The sequence below is a fragment of the Bifidobacterium saimiriisciurei genome (assembly GCF_010667655.1).
Lineage (GTDB): Bacteria > Actinomycetota > Actinomycetes > Actinomycetales > Bifidobacteriaceae > Galliscardovia > Galliscardovia saimiriisciurei.
The window spans coordinates 91062-108957 of record NZ_WHZU01000004.1; the positions used below are offsets into that span (position 1 = coordinate 91062).

Consider the following 17896-nt stretch of genomic DNA (forward strand, 5'->3'; position numbering starts at 1 on the left):
TTGCTCATGGTTTGCCGCGTGTCCCGGTGTTGTTGCGCCGAGGGTGAAGCCCCGGCGGATACACTGGAACACGGATAGCACAGGACCGCGGAATCGCGGTCGCGCAGTTGCGCAGAAAGGACATCGCATGGGCAACTTCATCAACACCGAACTCGAGGACTTCACCGTCAACGCCTACCACGACGGCGAAATCGAGACCGTCTCCAAGCAGGACCTGCTGGGCCACTGGTCCGTCGTCTTCTTCTACCCGGCCGACTTCACCTTCGTGTGCCCGACCGAGCTGGGCGACCTCGCCGACCACTACGCCGAGTTCAAGGACGCCGACGCCGAGGTCTACTCCGTCTCCGAAGACACCGAATTCGTGCACAAGGCCTGGGCCGAGGCCACCGACACCATCGCCAAGGTCAAGTACCCGATGCTCGCCGACCCGGCCGGCAAGCTCGCCCGCTTCTTCGGCGTGCTCGACGAGGAGGCCGGCCTGGCCTTCCGCGGCGTGTTCATCATCGACCCCGACGGCAAGATCAAGTCCTACACCATCAACGACAACGGCATCGGCCGCAACGCCGAGGAGATCCTCCGCACGCTCGAGGCCGCCAAGTTCGTGCGCGAGCACGGTGACAAGGTGTGCCCGGCCAACTGGCACCCGGGCGAGGACACCATCGCCCCGAGCCTCGACCTCGTCGGCAAGATCTGATTTCCCGATAACCGTCGATAATCGATAGTTTTCTCAAGGCGCCCGAATCGTATTCGAGCGCCTTTTTGACAATTCCAGTCATTTCTCCCATCAGCCGTTTCATCAGCAAAGGCAGAAGCAAACCATGACCAACGAACACATCTACGACGTCATCATCGTCGGCAGCGGACCGGCCGGACTTTCGGCCGGCATCTATGCGGGCCGCGCCACCATGGACACCCTGATCATCGAAAAGGACCAGGTCGGCGGCCAGGTCACCACCACATCCATCGTCGTCAACTACCCGGCCGTCAAGGAGATCGAGGGCACCGCCCTGATGAACCTCATGAAGCAGCAGGCCGAGGGCTTCGGAGTCGAGATCGCCCACGACGACGTCACCTCCTATGAACTTGACGGCGACGTCAAAGTGCTGCACGGCAGCAAGGGCGACTACAGGGCCCGCGCCGTCATCATCGCCTCCGGCGCGCAGCCGCGGCAGCTCGGCATCCCCGGCGAGCGCGAGCTGCGGGGCAGGGGAGTGGCCTACTGCTCCACCTGCGACGGCGAACTGTTCAGCGGACTGCAGGTGTTCGTCGTCGGCGGCGGATTCGCCGCGGCCGAGGAGGCCGACTACCTCACCCGCTACGCCCGCAAGGTCACCGTGCTTGTGCGCGGCTCGCAGTTCAGCTGCCCGCCGCTCACCGCCGCCCGCGCGCTCGACAATCCCAAGGTCGAAGTGCTCTACAACACCGAGGTCGAATCCCTCTCGGGTGACGACTACCTCACCGACGCCACGTTCGTGAACAACAAGACCGGCGAGAAGACCCACTACCACGTCGAGGACGGCGACAACGTGTTCGGCATGTTCATCTACGTGGGTACCACGCCGGAGACCACCGGTCTCGACGTGCTCGACAAGGACGACCGTGGCTACATCACCGTGGACTCATGGCAGCGCACCAACGTCCCCGGCGTGTTCGCCGCCGGCGACGTCGTCTCCAAGCCGCTGCGCCAGATCGTCACCGCCACGGCCGACGGCGCCACCGCCGCCACCGGCGCCGAGGAATATGTGACCGCAGAGAAGAAGCGTCTCGACATCCCCGTCGTCCCCAAGCAGGCCAAGCCCAAGGCCGCCGCGAACGACGCAGGCGAGGCGGCCGCGAAGAACGCAACGAAGTCCGCCGCCAAGCCGCAGGGATCCGCCACCGTCGGCCAGACCAGCGCCATCTCCGACACCCCGTCCGTGCCTCAGCACAAGGGCGTATGGTTCAGCGCCGAAATGAAGCAGCAGCTCGCCGGCATCTTCAACCGCCTCACCGAGGACGTCACCCTCCTGCAGGTCGACGACGGCGGCCAGCCGAGCATCGAGCTCGCCAGCTTCGCCAAGGAGTTCGCCTCCATGCACGCGCGCCTGCACTACCGCGGCGTCGCCGCCGATTCGGAGGAAGGCAAGGCCATCATCGACAAGGCCGCCATCGTGCGCTACCCGGTCTTCGTGCTCCTCGACAAGGACGGCGAATACACCGGCGTCAAATACAGCGGCATCCCCACCGGCCACGAGGTCAACTCGCTTGTGCTCGGCGTCTACAACATCGCCGGCCCCGGCCAGGCCGTGGACCCGCAGCTCGCCGAGCGCATCAAGGCCCTGCCCGAAACGCACATCGAGATCGGCGTCTCGCTCACCTGCCACTTCTGCCCCGACGTGGTCGCCGCCTGCCAGCACATGGCCGCGATGAACCCTAACGTCACCGCCGAGATGATCGACCTCGGCCTCTTCCCCGAGATCCGCAAGGAACGCAAGATCATGAGCGTGCCCGCCACCACCATCAACGGCGGCGACATCCTCTTCGGCAGCCAGAGCCTCGAACAGCTCGTCGCAGCCTGCGAAGCGGCCTGACGGCGCCGACGGCATGAATCATCCATAGGGATGAGCACGCCCGCAAAACCCATCGTCTACAATCGGAATGTCGAAATACCATCGTCATTCCGATTGCGGACCCGGGAAGGGGCTTTATCGTGCTGGCACGCCAGAGAATCCACGAACTCGTACACGAATACGGCCACGATGTGCTCGAACACGAGCGCATGCGCATCGAAAAGCACTGCTACCAGCATGGCGCCGTCACCACCTTCGAGCATTCCGTACGCGTCGCGTGCCTTGCCGTCTACTTCGCCGACCGACTGCACCTGTGGCGTTTCGTCGACCTGCGGTCGCTCGTCCGCGCGGCGCTTCTGCACGACTACTTCCTCTACGACTGGCACTACGACGGCGACGGCACGCACAAGCTCCACGGATTCACCCATCCACGCCGCGCCCTGACCAACGCGCTCGAGGACTTCGACCTCAACCCCGTGGAACGCGACTCCATCCTGCGGCACATGTTCCCGCTCACCCCGGTGCCGCCGCGCTACATCGAAGGCTACCTCGTCACCATGGCCGACAAGATCAGCGCCACCCGCGAGACCTTCTCCATGGCACGCTTCTCCAAGCCCGCGCTCACGCCCGTCCCCGAACGCCTCGCTATCGCCGACAGCACGAAGAAAGCCGCGTGATGGCCTCGGAACTGCTCAACGACATCCACTATCTCGACAGCATCCAGTACCTCGAACGGCTCTTCCTCTGGGCCGTGTTCTACAGCTTCCTCGGCTGGGTATACGAATCCATCCTCGTCTCCGTGCAGGAGCGCCGACCCGTCAACCGAGGATTCCTCAACGGGCCGCTCTGCCCCATATACGGCGCCGGGGCGGCGCTCGCCATCGTCGTGCTCACCCCGCTCAAGGACGTCCCCGCCGCACCGGCCGTGATGTTCATGCTCGGCGCGTTGGGCGCATCCGTATTGGAATACGTGACCTCATGGGCCATGGAGAGGATATTCCATGCCAGATGGTGGGATTACTCGCATTTCCGGTTCAACATCAACGGCCGCGTATGTCTCATCGGAGCCATCGTCTTCGGCGTGTTCGGCATCATCATCGTCGACGTCACCCAGCCATGGGTCGAGCATTGGACCGACATGATACCCACGACGGCGTTCCACATCCTGGTCTCGGTGCTCTTCGTGGCGTGCCTCTCCGACTTCATCGTCACCGTCGTCGGCTTCAGCGGATTCCACCGTCGTCTCGCCGAATTCGCCCGCGTGCTCGAACGGGGCAGGGAGAGGATGGCCGACGGAGTCAATCTGCTCGACGGCGTCAGCCTGCTTGATGTGAGCGAGGCGCTGCAGCAGTACACCGATGCGGCCGCCGGCCGTCTGCAGACATACCGCGACGCAGCCACCGGCAAGGTGCGCAGGCTTTCCGAAAACCTCACGGAGAACATGCCGAAACCGTCCGTACCGTCCGTGCCCGTGGCCAAGCTGTATGGCAAGCTGCTCGGAGCCCTGAACTTCCAGCAGCGCCGTATGCTGAGCTCCTTCCCGCGCATGACGTCCGACGAATACGGCGACCTCATCAAGAAGCTCCGCGAGAAGCTGGTGCGCAAATAGCCAATAAAGAAACATCGCGCTCGCACGGCGAAGACGTCCTGCGAGCGCGATGCTCCTTATGTTTCGTTCTGGCATGCGCGGCATGCCGTCTCCCGCGTCGGCGGGATTCTTTGTTATCGCATCATCAGCGCCATCATCAGTGCAGATAGCCGGTCGTCGGGCTGGAGGGGACGGCGTGGCCCTCCGTCACCTTGCCGAGGCCCGAAAGATAGGCGGCGCGGCCGGCGGCGATCGCGTCCTTGAACGCCTTCGCCATCAGCGGGATGTTGCCGGCGCTGGCCACGGCGGTGTACGCCATCACCGCGTCCGCGCCCATCTCCATCGCCTCGCATGCCTGGCTCGGCCTTCCGATGCCGGCGTCGATGATGACCGGCACGTTCGCGTTCGCGATGATGATCTGGATGAAGTCGCGCATACGCAGACCCATGTTCGAACCGATCAGCGAACCGAGCGGCATCACTGCGGCGGCGCCCGCCTCCTCGAGCTGACGGGCCGCGATGGGATCGGGGAACATGTACGGCATGACCACGAATCCCTCCTTCGCCAGCATCTCCGTCGCACGAATCGTCTCCGCGTTGTCGGGCAGCAGATACTTGGTCTCATGCTCGATCTCGACCTTCACGAAATCGGTCTGGCACACCTCGCGGGCCAGACGCGCGATGCGCACCGCCTCCTCGGCGTTGCGCGCGCCCGATGTGTTCGGCAGCAGCGTGATGCCTTCGGGAATGTAGTCGAGCACGCTGTTCTCCGTGGTCTGCGCACGACGCAACGCCATCGTCACGATCTGCGTGCCGGCATGCTCCACCGTGGCCTTGATGAGATTGAGGTCGTAACGGCCGGAACCCAGAATGAACCGGGACTCGAACTCATGGCCGCCGAGATTCAGCGGCTTGTCGACGACGGGCGCCACCGGCGCGGACGTGCCCACCGGATTCGTGACCTCCGGCTGCGGCGGCAGGGGAGTGCTGGCTACGGACTCTTCGGTTACGGGATTGGGAATCATGATTGCTCCTTGATTGCTTGACGACGATTTGCCTGACGGCTCAGCCGCCCTGAACGAACTGGACGATCTCCATCACGGACCGATCGTCGAGCATGGCCTCCTCTCGCTTGCCGCGGGGCACGATGGCGCCGTTGAGCTCCACCGCCACGCGCTCCGCACGATAGCCGTGCTCGGCAAGGTAGTCGGCCACGCTCAGCGGCTTCTCCAACGTGACCTGTTCGCCATTGACCTGCATATATCCTCCGACTATGAGATTCCAACTATGAAAAACGCACAGTATGAAAAAAGGGCGCACGAAAGCAAGCCGTACCCGTGGTGGTGCGCCCCTTCATGAACCCAATCATTCTGTATTCGGTTATCGTCGATAATCCGTTATCTCCGTCCCATTCAGCGTACCTGCTCGCCCAGACCGGTGTTTCGCGTTTCGCGGGACGCATGCACAGCCCCCGTATGGGAAGATGGAACCACATCGGCCGCGGAAACGGGTTCGCGCCGCGATCCCAAGGAGGGGAAGCCATCATGATCGTCACCACCACGCCCACCGTCGAGGGCTACACCATCACCGGCTACTACGGCATCGTGTTCGGCGAGGTCATCTCCGGCGTCAACGTGCTCAAGGACATCGGCGCCGGACTGCGCAACGTGTTCGGCGGCCGCAGCCAGGGCTACGAGGACGAGCTCGTCAAGGCGCGCGAGGGCGCGCTCGCCGAAATGCAGCAGCGTGCCTCGGCCCTGGGCGCGCACGCCGTGGTCGGCGTCGACATCGACTACGAGGTGCTCGGCGAAGGAGGCAACATGCTCATGGTCACCGCATCCGGCACCGCCGTGCAGCTCGCCAGGGCGTAGCCCGGCCGGCTTCCGGTCGTGGCCTCCCGTCCAGCCTTGAACCCAAGATGATGAACAATCGACTTGGCCAGAAAGGACGGCACCAATGACCGAACCGCAGCAGACGGGCTCGCCGAAGCCCCGCATCACGCTTTCGGACGAGCAGCTCGAACGCTACGCACGGCATCTGATCCTCAAGGGCGTCGGCGTACGCGGGCAGAAGCGTCTGCTTGCGGCGAAGGTGCTCATCATCGGCGCGGGTGGACTCGGATCGCCGGTCGCGCTGTACCTCGCCGCGGCCGGCGTCGGCACGATCGGCATCGTGGACGACGACGTGGTGGACGTGAGCAACCTGCAGCGCCAGGTCATCCACGACGACGACCGGGTCGGCATGCCGAAGACCGAGTCCGCGAAACTGAGCATCAACCGTCTCAACCCCGACGTGAAGGTGAACGTGCATAGGACGCTGTTCACCGCCGACAATGCCGCGGACATCATCGCCGGCTACGACCTCGTGGTCGACGCCACCGACAACTTCGCCGCGAAATTCCTCATCAACGACGCATGCGTGCTCGCCGGCAAGCCGTTCATCCACGGCGGCGTGGTGCGCTTCGCCGGCCAGCTCATGACCTACGTGCCCGGCGAGGGCCCCTGCTACCGGTGCATCTTCCGCGAGATGCCCGCGGCCGGCGAGGTGCCCACCTGCCGCGAGGCCGGCGTGCTTGGCGCGGCCGTGGGAGTCATCGGCAGCCTGCAGGCCGTGGAGGCGGTGAAGATGATCACCGGCGCCGGGGACCTCCTGACGGCGCGCATGCTCACCGTGGACCTGCTCACCATGAACATCCGCACCGTGCCGCTGCCCGGTCACGAGCCCGACTGCCCGGTATGCGGTGACCATCCCACGATCACGACACTCGAGCCGGACAACTACATCCAGCCCGCGTGCGCGGTCTGAGCCGTCGGGATACGGCGGCTACGCTCAGGAAGAATCGAGACAACAGGGAACGAGAGGGGACCGATATGTTCGACGACGTGTTCGATGACGACGAGACCGAGGTGCGGCAGATGACGCCCGAGGAGTTCGCCGGCCTCGACTATTCCACGGTGACGCTGCTCGATCTGCGTGAGCCGCACGAGGTGGCGGCGCATGGCATCCCCGGCGCATTGAACGTGCCGTTCGACCCGTTGCCGCACGTATTGCGCAACGTGCCGAAGACCAAGCCGGTCGTGGTGTACTGCCGTGAGGGCAGCTGGAGCGAGGAGGTCGCCGAGATCCTCGCCGACCGCGGGTACGACGCCGTCAACCTCACCGGCGGCTTCGAGGCCTACGAACGCTACCTCGCCGAACAGGGGGAGTAGCGACTCGGCGACTCCGATAGGCGCGTCCCTTCCTCGGCCGCCCGTCCGAGCTTGTCATACTCTACTGTCAAACTGATGGATGCGAATGTTCGCGTTTTCCACCAATTCAACAGGGAGTGACAGGGAACACATGTCTCAGGTCAGAAGTTACAAGGAAGCGGGGTTCGATTCTCTTCTCGAAGAGCTCGAATGGCGCGGTCTGGTCAATCAGTCCACTGACAAAGAGCAGCTTGCCGAAGCGTTGAACGGCGATCCCATCACCTATTATTGCGGATTCGACCCCACGGCGGCGTCCCTGCACATCGGCAACCTCGTGCAGCTCATCAACATGCGGCACCTGCAGGCGGCCGGCCATCACCCCATCGCATTGGTCGGAGGCGCCACCGGTCTGATCGGCGACCCGCGCCAGTCGGGCGAGCGCACGCTCAACCCCAAGGAGATCGTGGCCCAGTGGGCCGAGAAGCTGCGCGTGCAGATCAGCCGGTTCCTCGAGGCCGACGGCGAGAACCCCGTGCGCTTCGTGAGCAACTACGACTGGACGGCGCAGATGTCGGTCATCGACTTCCTGCGCGACGTCGGCAAGAACTTCCGCATGGGCACCATGCTGGCCAAGGACACCGTCGCCCGTCGTCTGAACTCCGAGGAGGGCATCTCCTTCACCGAGTTCAGCTACCAGGTGCTGCAGGGCAACGACTTCCTGCACCTGTTCGACGAATACCACTGCGTGCTCGAGCTGGGCGGCTCCGACCAGTGGGGCAACCTCACCTCCGGCCTCGACCTCATCCGCAAGGTGCGCGGCGAGAGCGTGAACGTGTTCACCAGCCCGATCATCACCGACAGCCAGGGCAAGAAGTTCGGCAAGTCGGAGGGCAACGCCATGTGGCTCGACCCGACCATGCTCAGCCCGTACAAGTTCTACCAGTTCTGGTTCAACCAGCCCGACGACCAGGTGGTGAAGCTGCTCAAGGCGTTCACCTTCCTGCCGAAGAGCGAGATCGAGCGTCTCGCCGTCGAGGTGGAGGAGAACCCGGGCCGCCGCGAGGCGCAGAAGACCCTCGCCTGGGAGGTCACCAGCTACGTGCATGGCGAACAGGCCACGCAGCAGGCCATCGACGCGGCCGCAGCCCTGTTCGGCCGTGGCGGCGACCTCGGCTCCATCGACGAGGACACACTCGAATCCGCGCTTGGCGGCCTGAAGCAGGCCGACGGCACGTTCGCCCAGGCCAAGGCCGGCGACCGCATCATCGACGCGGCCGCGGCGGCCGGACTGTTCAAGTCCGCGTCCGAGGCGCGTCGCGCCATCAAGTCCGGCGGCGTGTACGTGAACAACGCCCGCGTGGAGGACCAGGAGCAGACCCTTACCGCAGATGATTTTCTGCATGACCGATTCGTATTGATCCGCCGCGGCAAGAAGTCGCTGGCAGCATTGGAGGAGACTCGATGAGCGCTGAGAATTCCGGCAATCGTTCAGGAGGCAACCGTTCGGGACATTCCGGCGGCTACGGCAACCGCGGCGGCAAGTCCTACGGCCCGCGCCGCGGCGGCTTCGGCCATCGCAACGGCGGCAACGGCGGCAGGCGCTTCCACCGCGACGGTGAGTTCCACAAGGACCGCGACTTCCGCAGGGACGGCGACGCCCCGCGTCGCGACGGCGAGCATGGCGAGGGCCAGCGTCGCGAGAACGGCCAGCACGGCGGCTTCCGTCGAGGCGACCGTCAGGGCTTCCGCGGCAACGGCGGCGGCTTCCGTCGAGACGGCGACCGCCGCGGATTCCGCCGTGACGACCGTCGCGACAACCGCGACGGCGAGCGCAGGGACTTCCATAAGGACGGCGAGCGTCGTGATGGCGAGCGTCGTTTCGAGGGACGCCGTGACGACCGTCGCGACAACCGTCGTTTCGACGACCGTGGCGGCAAGCGTCGCTTTGACGACCGTCGTGGCGATCGCCGCGGCAATGACGGCGGCTACGACAAGGGCGGCCGCAGGTTCGACCGTGATGACCGTCGCGGCGGCCGTGACTTCGACCGCAAGCCCCGCCGCGCCTTCGATGACAAGCCGCGCAACCCGCGTTACGAGCGCGACGGCGAGCGTCAGGAGCGTCGTTTCGACGGTCAGGGCGAGCAGCGCGAGAACCGTCGCGACTTCCATCGCGACGACCGCCGCAACAACCGTTACGAGCGCAGCGGCAAGGGGTCGCACGGCTTCTACCAGGACGGCCGTCGCAATTCCGACGGCACGGTGAGCTATCCGTCGCAGAACCCGTACACGCATCGCCGCCCCGATGAGCCGAAGATGCCGAAGGGCCTGGAATGGTCGATGCTGTCGACCGACGAGCGTGAGCGTCTGCGCGGCCTGAGCAAGGAGCATGCCGAGAACATCGGTCTGCACATGCTTGCCGCCTACACGCTGGAGGAGGAGCATCCCGAGGAGGCGCTCGAGCACGCCAAGTGGATCGCCCGACAGGCCTCCCGCATCGACATGACCCGTGAGGTGCTGGCTCTGATCGCGTACCGTCAGGGCGATTACAAGCTCGCGCTGCGCGAGTTCCGCACCGCCTACCGCATGAACGGCTTCCTCGACTACCTGCCGTTCATCGCCGACTGCGAGCGTGGCGTGGGCAATCCGAAGAAGGCCATCGAGCTCGCCGCCTCCGACGAGGCCAGGGCGCTGCGTGGCGAGGCCAAGGCCGAGATGTTCCTCGTCGTGGCCGGCGCCTACGGCGACCTCGGCAACTGGGACAAGGCCATCGAGCTCGTGCACACCGTCGGCCGTTCCAAGGGCATTTCGGGCGAGTACCGCATGCGTGCCGTGCAGGCCGAGCAGAACTTCCTCGAGCAGGCCGGCCGCACCGACGAGTCCCTGGCCCTGGATGGTCTGGTCGACCGTCTTGAGGACGAGTACGCAGAAGTCGATGACGAGGACGACGACACCATCATCGACAACGATCTCGAGGACATCGACGACGAGCTGCTCGAAGGCCTCGGCATCGACCTGTCCGTTCCCGACGATGACGAGAGCGAATCCGAGGATGCCGACGCCGATACGGCGGAGGACTCCGAGGAAGATGCCGCGGAAGAAGCCGGCGAGCAGACCGGGGATGCGGATGCCGAAGAGGCGGCCCCTGCCGATTCCGATGACTCCGAGGAAGCCGAAGCCGAATCCGAGGCTGAGACCGAGTCCGAAGCCGAGTCCACGGACGGCGAGCCGGCCGAGGAGGACGCCGAGCCTGCCGAGTCCGGTGAAGCCGACGCCGAGTCCGAAGCCGAGGAGCAGGCCGAGTAATGACCGGCGCATACCTCAAAGGCTCCGACCAGCCGCTGAGCCAGGCGTACCGTCTGGCGCTGCTCGACCTTGACGGCGTGGTTTACCGTGGCAAGAACCCGGTGGAGCACGCCGCCGACTCCATCGCCCAGGCCGAATCATCCGGCATGGCGATGGAGTACACGACGAACAACTCCTCGCGGTTCCAGTCCGTCGTCGCCGAACAGCTGCGCGGCTTCGGACTGCACGTCGAGCCCTGGCAGGTCATCACCTCGTCGGTGGTGGCCGCCCGCATGGTCGCCCATCACGTCCCCGCCGGCACCAAGGTGCTGGCGGCCGGCGCCCCGCATCTGCGCGAGGAGGTCGCCAAGGCCGGACTGACCCTGGTGGAACGCGTGGAGGACGGGCCGGAGGCCGTCATCCAGGGCTGGTATCCCGAGATCACGTGGAACGAGCTCGCCGCCGTGGCATACGCCGCACAGCGCGGAGCCAAGTTCTTCGTGACCAACCGCGATCTGACGATTCCGCGTGAGCTGGGCATCGCACCCGGTTGCGGATCGCTGGTGAACGCCGTCATCGAGGCCGTGGGACGTCAGCCCCTCGGCTCTGCGGGCAAGCCCGAATCCGCCATGTACGACGAGGCCCGACAGCTCGTGGCCGACGCGCAGAGCGCACAGGGCAAGGCCGCCGAACCCGTGGCCAAGGAACGATGCCTTGCGATCGGCGACCGTCTCGACACCGACATCGAAGCGGGCAACCGCGGCGGATACGATTCGCTCGTCGTGCTCACCGGCGTCGCCGATCCCAAGGGAATCATGCTCGCCGAGCCGATTCTGCGTCCCACGTACATCGCCAAGGACCTGCGGGGCCTCAACGAGACGCATCCGACCCCGACCCCGCTCCCGGAGGGAGGGTACTCCTGCGGCAAGGCCAGCGCCTGGATCGATGGCGGCGAACTGCATGTGGCATCACAGGGCGACGTCGAGGCGCCATCGGCGCTCGACGCGCTGCGCGCCGCCTGCTGCACGATGTGGCAGGCCGCCGACCGAGGCATCGACACCAGCGCCATCATCCTTCCCGATTTCAACATCTGACGGACGATCGATGCAATCCATGAACGACAGCATTGACACCGGCATCGTCGATCTTGCCGAGCGCTTCCCCGCACTTGGCAAGATCGACGATGCCGACTACGACGCCCAGCTCGCCGCCTACCGCGACATCCTGCGCAGTCTCGGCGACGAACTCGGACGGCTCAAGAACTAACCGAAAGGCGGCACATGGCATCATCGCGTCTCGACGCCGAACTCGTCTCCCGCGGACTGGCCGACTCCCGCTCGCGCGCGCAACGGCTCATCAAGGACGGCGCGGTGGTCGTCAACGGCACGGTCGTGACCAAGCCCGCCGCCAAGGTGTACACCGCCGACGACATCGTCGCCGATCCGGGCGACGACTACGTCTCCCGCGGTGCCTACAAGCTCATCGGTGCCTACGAACGCTTCGCCCCGATGGGGCTGCTTTCGCCCAAGGGACTGGACTGCCTCGACATCGGCGCCTCCACGGGAGGCTTCACCGAGGTCCTGCTGCGCAAGGGCGCGGCCCACGTGCTGGCCCTCGACGTCGGCCATGGCCAGCTTCATCCGCGCATCGCGGACGACCCGAGGGTCATCGACATGAGCGGCACGAACATCCGCGACGTGCAGTCCGGCGACCTGCCGTTCGTCCCCCGACTCATCGTCTCCGACGTCTCGTTCATCTCGCTCACCTACGTGATACCCGTCATCGAACGCATCGCACCTGCCGGAGCCGACGTCGTACTGCTGGTCAAACCGCAGTTCGAGGTCGGCCGGGAGCACCTCGGCAGGGGCGGCATCGTGACCGACGACGTCGCACGGCGACAGGCCTTCGACCGTGTCATCGCCTGCGCCAGGGACCATGGCTTCGAGGTGAGGGCCACATCCCCCTCGCCGATCACCGGCACCCACGGCAACGTCGAATACCTGCTGTGGATCGCCCGCGCATAGCGACGCCTTCCCGACGCCACGCCGGCGTCGCCGCCGCCGAACGTCGGAAGCAAGGTGTGCCGGAGGTTACATCTCCATGAAGAGGCTCCCCATCATCCCGCCACGCGGTCTTCGCGGCGGAATAATGGCGGTATGAGGGATAAGATCATCGCGGCCGTCATGGGGGCGGTCCTCGTCATTCTCGCCGGTCTCATCGGCGTCGGGGGATTCCTCGGCTATCAGGCCATCGAACGCCTCGACGCCAGCATGCAGACCACGGCATCGAACGTGAAGGACCTCGGCGAATCCGTCGAGGAGCAGTCCGACGGCCAGGAGTCACGCATCAACGATTCGCTCAGCGGCGTCGACCTCGGACTCAAGATCAACGGCATTCCCACGCCGGTCAAACTCAACGTCATCAACCCCCGCGTCAACGCCAAGTCGCTGGCCGTCGGCGTCGACAACCGTCTGACGCTCGACGTCCCCGTGAACAGCGTCGTCATGGTCAACGGACGACGGTACACCGGGGCCGTGAACCTCCGGTTCGACAGGCTGTCGCGGGAGGTCAGCCACAACACCGTCATCAAGATCAGCCGGTCGACGGGCGAACAGCGCACGATCACCATCCCCTCGCTGCCCAGCGACTTCCCGAACCTGGAGGTGTCCGGCCAGAACTTCGCCACCCCGAAGGGCGACTACTACGGCAACGTCGGCACCGGAGCGAACACCTACGTCTACCGCATGACCCCCGCCGGGGCCATCCTTTACTACCGCCGCGGACAGGACATCGACAACCTTAAGAAATACACGTTCGGCGGCAAGACCTACTATTCGTTCTTCGAGGCCGTGCCCGAATACAACCAGATCAGGAACTTCAGCCTCAAATTCGGGCAGATCGTACTGCTCGACGACCAGTACCGCCAGATCAGGCGCATCCGCCTGACCCCCACGAAGAAGCTCCCGCAAGGCGGGTACGCGGAGAACCACGACTACATCTTCCTCTCGCCCACGCACTACATCCTCATGGGGGAGGTGTACTCGCCCATCAGGGACGGCAAGGGCAACACCAACGAGATGCGCTCCACGTACATCCAGGAGCTCGATGGAGGCAAGGTCACGTTCGAATGGCTCAGCAGCGAGCACCGCGAACTTGACGACAGCTACCAGGAGCTCATGGACAACAACGAGGACTACATGCATTCCAACAGCCTCGTCATCGACCCGAAGGACGGCAATTTCGTCCTTTCGGCGCGCAACCAGGACGCCGTCATGAAGATCGACCACCATACCGGTGCCATCGTATGGACCCTCGGCGGCAAGAACGACCGGTTCTCCCTGCCCAAGGACCAGCGGTTCTCGCGCCAGCACTACGCGTACTTCGACGACGACCACAACCTGCTGCTGTTCGACAACGGCGTCTCGACCGGACACACGACCATCAAGCGCTACACACTGGACGAGAGGAACCACAAGGTGACGGCGTTCAGGAACTTCGACCTCGGCGACCACTTCTCCATGTACTGCGGCAGTGTGCAGCAGATATCACCGGACCGGTACTTCATCGGATGGGGCATGGCCTCCAACAAGGTGCTCGCCACGCTCTACGACTTCAAGAACGACAAGGTGATCAGCGAAATCGTGTCGTCGACGTCGCAAAGCTACCGCACGCAGTATTTCGAATAGACGGCGACGCTTCCGAAGGGGACGCTGTTACTTGCGCTTCGAGCCCTTCTTCGGGGATTTCCGGGACGGGCCCTTCGCGGGTTCGTCCTTCTCGGGACTGACCGGGGGAGCGAAAAGCACGAAGCGCTCCTGCAACCCGCGCTTCACCGGCGGGATGGAGCAGACCACGAAGCCGACGAGGCCGCCGCCGATGATGCCCCATGACTCCAGATCGCGTCCGGCGATCATGAAGACGAAGAACAGCAGGCAGAACACGACGCCCAACGCCTGGGAGACCTTGCGCTGCAGCGCGTCCATATCGGTCGTGCGGCGGGGCAGCACCGCGAAGACGCCGCCGATGACGGCGCATGCCACGGCGATCACCGCGACGAAGACATACTGCATGGCCCTATCCTTTCCCTGATTTCGCCATAAGCATAAACAGGCATGTATGCATGGCAGTCGCCGACGACCGCCGGAACCATTCCATCGTCCGCAGCATGCCATATCCGTCCCATTTTATGGGCATTAACGGAAAAACAATGGAAATATCAGGAAAAAATCCGGGGTTTCGGATATAACTCTAAGTTGTACTTCCGTACCCCGGGTTTGTTTCGGCTTCATGCCGCGGCAACATATTCGTTGCCCGCCGGACACGTCGCTGAAATCCGGGCCCCGCGGCCCGACCGCAGGGACGATTGATATGAAGAGAGGTACTCGTGCAGAGTAAAAAGATTCTCGCGGCAGTCGCTTCCATCGCCGCGATCGCGTCGCTCGCGGCCTGCGGCGGCGTCAAGGACGGCGGCACCGCCTCCGATGCCAACGCCATCACCATCGGTACGACCGACAAGATCGTCAGCCTCGATCCGGCCGGCCAGTACGACAACGGCTCCTTCGCCGTGATCATCAACGTGTTCCCGTTCCTGTTCTCCCAGAACTACAACGAGTCCGAGATGAGCCCCGACATCGCCGCCGATGACGGCAGCTGGAACGCCGACGGCACCGAGTTCACCGTCAAGATCAAGCCGGGCCTCAAGTGGGCCAACGGCCACACGCTCGACTCCAAGGACGTCAAGTTCTCCTTCGACCGCGTGAAGAAGATCAACGACGAGAACGGCCCCGCCTCGCTGCTCGCCAACATCACCGACATCGAGACCCCGGACGCCACCACCGTGGTGTTCAAGGACTCCGTGAAGAACGACGTGACCCTCAAGCAGGTCCTCGGCTCCCCGGCCGGCCCGATCGTCGACGACGAGGTCTTCAGCGCCGACAAGCTCACCTCCGCCGACGACATCATCAAGGCCAACGCCTTCGGCGGCCCGTACAAGCTCACCTCGTTCAAGCTCAACGAGGCCGTCAGCTACGAGAAGTACGACGGCTACAAGGGCCTGACCCCGGCCAAGAACAACGCCGTGCAGGTGAAGTACTTCGCCGACGCCTCCAACCTGAAGATGGCCATCGAGCAGAACCAGGTCGACGTCGCCTACCGCACCCTGACCCCGACCGACATCTCCGACCTCAAGAAGAACGACAAGGTCAAGGTCGTCACCGGCCCCGGCGGTGAGGAACGCTTCATCACGTTCAACATGAACATCATGCCGTACGGCACCAAGCAGAAGGACGCCGACGCCAACAAGGCCAAGGCCGTCCGCCAGGCCGTCGCCAACCTCATCGACCGCGAGGAGCTGGCCCAGACCGTGTACAAGGGCACCTACACCCCAATGTACTCCTACATCCCGTCCGGCATCACCGGCCAGGTGAACACCTTCAAGGAGAAGTACGGCGAGAACGGCAAGCCGAGCCTCGAGAAGGCCAAGAAGGTCCTCGCCGACGCCGGCGTGAAGACCCCGGTCGACCTCAAGCTCCAGTACAACGCCGAGCACTACGGCTCCAGCTCCGCCGACGAGTACTCCGCCATCAAGTCCCAGCTCGAGCAGGGCGGCCTCTTCAAGGTCGACCTCCAGCAGACCGAGTGGACGCAGTACCAGAAGGAACGCGTCGTCACCGACTCCTCCGACGGCGTGTACCCGGCCTACCAGCTCGGCTGGTACCCGGACTACTCCGATCCGGACAACTACCTGTCCCCGTTCTTCCGCGACGGCAACTTCGTGAACAACGGCTACTCCAACAAGAAGATCAACGACCTGATCGTGCAGCAGGCCGGCGAGCAGGACAAGGCCAAGCGCGTCGCCCTGCTCAAGCAGATCCAGGAGCTGGAGACCGAGGACATCTCGACCCTGCCGCTGCTGCAGGGCGCCCAGGTCGCCGTCACCGGCACCAACATCTCGGGCGTGACGCTGGACGCTTCGTTCCGCTTCCGCTACGCGTCCGTCACCAAGTCCTGAACACGGGTTCCCCGATGACGACGTGATGATTTTCACGAAACATTGGGGAACTACGCTCGGCGCTTAGCCATTTGGGGGATGCCAGAGGCCACGCGGTCGTCTTCGGATGACCGCCACGGCCCCTGACATCCCCCTTCAACCGTAATTTCATCAATCCAAGGAGAAACGAGTGGCGTCGAAAGCCCAAGCTCAGACCGAGCAGCCGCAGAACAAGGCGGTTGACACTCCTGAGAACAAACCGAAAAAGAACAGGATATCGGGCGGGTTCTTCCGATTCGTCATCGTCCGCTTCCTGCTGATCATCCCCACCATCTTCATTCTGGTCACCATCGTGTTCTTCGTGATGCGCGCCACCGGCGACCCCATCACCGCAGCGCTCGGCGGGCGACTCACCCCGCAGGAGCTGCAGGCCAGAATCCACGCCGCCGGCTATGACCGGCCGCTGCTGTCGCAGTACATCGACTACCTCGGCGGCCTGCTGCACGGCGACCTGGGAACCACCCTCACCGACAACCAGCCGGTCATCACCGTGCTGACCCGCTACGGCGCCGCCACGTTCGAGCTCGCGCTGCTCGCGCTCATCATCGCCCTCATCGTCGGCATCGGACTCGGCCGCATCGCCGCCCGCCGCCGCGACCAGGCCGTCGACGCCGGCATCCGCACGTTCGCCATCCTGTGCTACGCCACCCCGGTGTTCTTCCTCGGCCTGCTGCTCAAGCTCATCTTCTCCGTCTGGCTCGGCTGGCTGCCCAGCTCCGGACGAAGCTCGCTGGCCTCCGAGATGCAGTTCTCGCGTCTCGTCTCGCCGACCGGCTTCTACATCATCGACGCCCTGCAGCTCGGCGACCCGGCGGTGCTGCTCGACGTGCTCGAGCACGCCATCCTGCCGGCGCTGGCCCTCGGCCTGCTGACCGCCGGCGTCTTCATCCGTCTGGTGCGCACCAACGTGATCAGCACCTACACCTCCGGCTACGTCGAGGCGGCCCGCTCACGCGGCGTCTCCGAGAAGCGCCTGCTGAGCAAGCACGCCTGGAAGCCGGCCCTCATCCCGATCATCACCGTCATGGGCATGCAGATCGCCCTGATGCTCGCCGGCGCCGTGCTCACCGAGACCACCTTCGAATGGAAGGGCCTCGGATTCATGCTCTCCACGTACCTCAAGGCCCGAGACTTCGTGGCCGTGCAGGGCATCGTGATCCTTATCGCAATCATCGTTTCGGTGGTGAACTTCATCGTGGATGTCGTCAGCGCCCTTATCGACCCGAGAGTGAGGTACTGAC

General features: G+C 64.5%; 18 protein-coding genes. 15 read left to right on the forward strand and 3 right to left on the reverse strand.

Annotated elements, in window-relative coordinates; all coding sequences use genetic code 11:
* The first annotated feature begins 127 nt into the window (after window positions 1-127).
* The 4 genes from ahpC to GFD18_RS03475 all read left to right on the forward strand — a co-directional run bounded on the left by ahpC (window position 128) and on the right by GFD18_RS03475 (window position 4158).
* Complete coding sequence (gene ahpC / locus GFD18_RS03460; RefSeq protein WP_100511455.1) at window positions 128-694, forward strand: alkyl hydroperoxide reductase subunit C; 567 nt, start codon at window positions 128-130, stop codon at window positions 692-694.
* 124 nt (window positions 695-818) lie between these two features.
* Window positions 819-2570, forward strand: a complete 1752-nt coding sequence (locus tag GFD18_RS03465) for an FAD-dependent oxidoreductase (protein ID WP_163199203.1) — start codon at window positions 819-821, stop codon at window positions 2568-2570.
* Between the two features lie 119 nt (window positions 2571-2689).
* Window positions 2690-3226, forward strand: a complete 537-nt coding sequence (locus GFD18_RS03470) for an HD domain-containing protein (RefSeq protein WP_163199205.1) — start codon at window positions 2690-2692, stop codon at window positions 3224-3226.
* Window positions 3226-4158, forward strand: a complete 933-nt coding sequence (locus GFD18_RS03475) for a putative ABC transporter permease (RefSeq protein ID WP_191997303.1) — start codon at window positions 3226-3228, stop codon at window positions 4156-4158. The genes GFD18_RS03470 and GFD18_RS03475 overlap by 1 nt, the downstream gene beginning before the upstream one ends.
* Window positions 4159-4294: 136 nt before the next feature.
* Here GFD18_RS03475 and GFD18_RS03480 read toward each other — a convergent pair whose 3' ends face one another.
* Complete coding sequence (locus GFD18_RS03480; RefSeq protein ID WP_163199207.1) at window positions 4295-5161, reverse strand: thiazole synthase; 867 nt, start codon at window positions 5159-5161, stop codon at window positions 4295-4297.
* Between the two features lie 40 nt (window positions 5162-5201).
* Window positions 5202-5396, reverse strand: a complete 195-nt coding sequence (thiS, locus tag GFD18_RS03485) for a sulfur carrier protein ThiS (RefSeq protein WP_163199209.1) — start codon at window positions 5394-5396, stop codon at window positions 5202-5204.
* A gap of 281 nt (window positions 5397-5677) precedes the next feature.
* Between thiS and GFD18_RS03490 the strand changes: the two genes are divergently transcribed.
* The 9 genes from GFD18_RS03490 to GFD18_RS03530 all read left to right on the forward strand — a co-directional run bounded on the left by GFD18_RS03490 (window position 5678) and on the right by GFD18_RS03530 (window position 14292).
* Window positions 5678-6007 carry a putative heavy metal-binding protein gene (locus GFD18_RS03490; protein ID WP_163199492.1) on the forward strand — a complete coding sequence of 110 codons (330 nt, stop codon included), beginning with the start codon at window positions 5678-5680 and terminating at the stop codon, window positions 6005-6007.
* Between the two features lie 124 nt (window positions 6008-6131).
* Window positions 6132-6941 (forward strand): HesA/MoeB/ThiF family protein, encoded by an 810-nt coding sequence (locus GFD18_RS03495; RefSeq protein WP_163199494.1) that lies wholly within the window; start codon window positions 6132-6134, stop codon window positions 6939-6941.
* A gap of 65 nt (window positions 6942-7006) precedes the next feature.
* Window positions 7007-7345: a rhodanese-like domain-containing protein gene (locus GFD18_RS03500; protein WP_163199212.1), complete on the forward strand. Its 339-nt coding sequence runs from the start codon at window positions 7007-7009 to the stop codon at window positions 7343-7345.
* 130 nt (window positions 7346-7475) lie between these two features.
* Window positions 7476-8789 (forward strand): tyrosine--tRNA ligase, encoded by a 1314-nt coding sequence (gene tyrS / locus GFD18_RS03505; RefSeq protein ID WP_163199218.1) that lies wholly within the window; start codon window positions 7476-7478, stop codon window positions 8787-8789.
* A complete protein-coding gene (locus GFD18_RS03510) occupies window positions 8786-10627 on the forward strand; it encodes a tetratricopeptide repeat protein (protein WP_163199219.1) in 1842 nt (613 codons plus the stop codon). Before tyrS ends, GFD18_RS03510 begins: the two co-directional genes overlap by 4 nt.
* Entirely contained in the window at window positions 10627-11700 is a 1074-nt protein-coding gene (locus GFD18_RS03515; protein ID WP_163199220.1) for an HAD-IIA family hydrolase, read from the forward strand. Before GFD18_RS03510 ends, GFD18_RS03515 begins: the two co-directional genes overlap by 1 nt.
* A 19-nt stretch (window positions 11701-11719) precedes the next feature.
* The gene (locus GFD18_RS03520) at window positions 11720-11872 is read left to right on the forward strand and encodes a hypothetical protein (RefSeq protein ID WP_163199221.1); all 153 of its coding nucleotides are present in this window, start codon (window positions 11720-11722) and stop codon (window positions 11870-11872) included.
* Window positions 11873-11886: 14 nt separating this feature from the next.
* Complete coding sequence (locus GFD18_RS03525; protein ID WP_163199222.1) at window positions 11887-12630, forward strand: TlyA family RNA methyltransferase; 744 nt, start codon at window positions 11887-11889, stop codon at window positions 12628-12630.
* A 132-nt stretch (window positions 12631-12762) separates the two neighbouring features.
* Window positions 12763-14292: an aryl-sulfate sulfotransferase gene (locus GFD18_RS03530; RefSeq protein ID WP_163199223.1), complete on the forward strand. Its 1530-nt coding sequence runs from the start codon at window positions 12763-12765 to the stop codon at window positions 14290-14292.
* A 27-nt stretch (window positions 14293-14319) separates the two neighbouring features.
* Here the strand turns inward: GFD18_RS03530 and GFD18_RS03535 are convergent, their stop codons facing one another.
* Window positions 14320-14676 (reverse strand): hypothetical protein, encoded by a 357-nt coding sequence (locus tag GFD18_RS03535; protein ID WP_163199224.1) that lies wholly within the window; start codon window positions 14674-14676, stop codon window positions 14320-14322.
* Window positions 14677-14990: 314 nt separating this feature from the next.
* Between GFD18_RS03535 and GFD18_RS03540 the strand changes: the two genes are divergently transcribed.
* Complete coding sequence (locus GFD18_RS03540) at window positions 14991-16616, forward strand: ABC transporter substrate-binding protein (RefSeq protein WP_163199225.1); 1626 nt, start codon at window positions 14991-14993, stop codon at window positions 16614-16616.
* A 253-nt stretch (window positions 16617-16869) separates the two neighbouring features.
* Window positions 16870-17895: an ABC transporter permease gene (locus tag GFD18_RS03545; RefSeq protein WP_318644311.1), complete on the forward strand. Its 1026-nt coding sequence runs from the start codon at window positions 16870-16872 to the stop codon at window positions 17893-17895.
* Window position 17896: the final 1 nt, after the last annotated feature.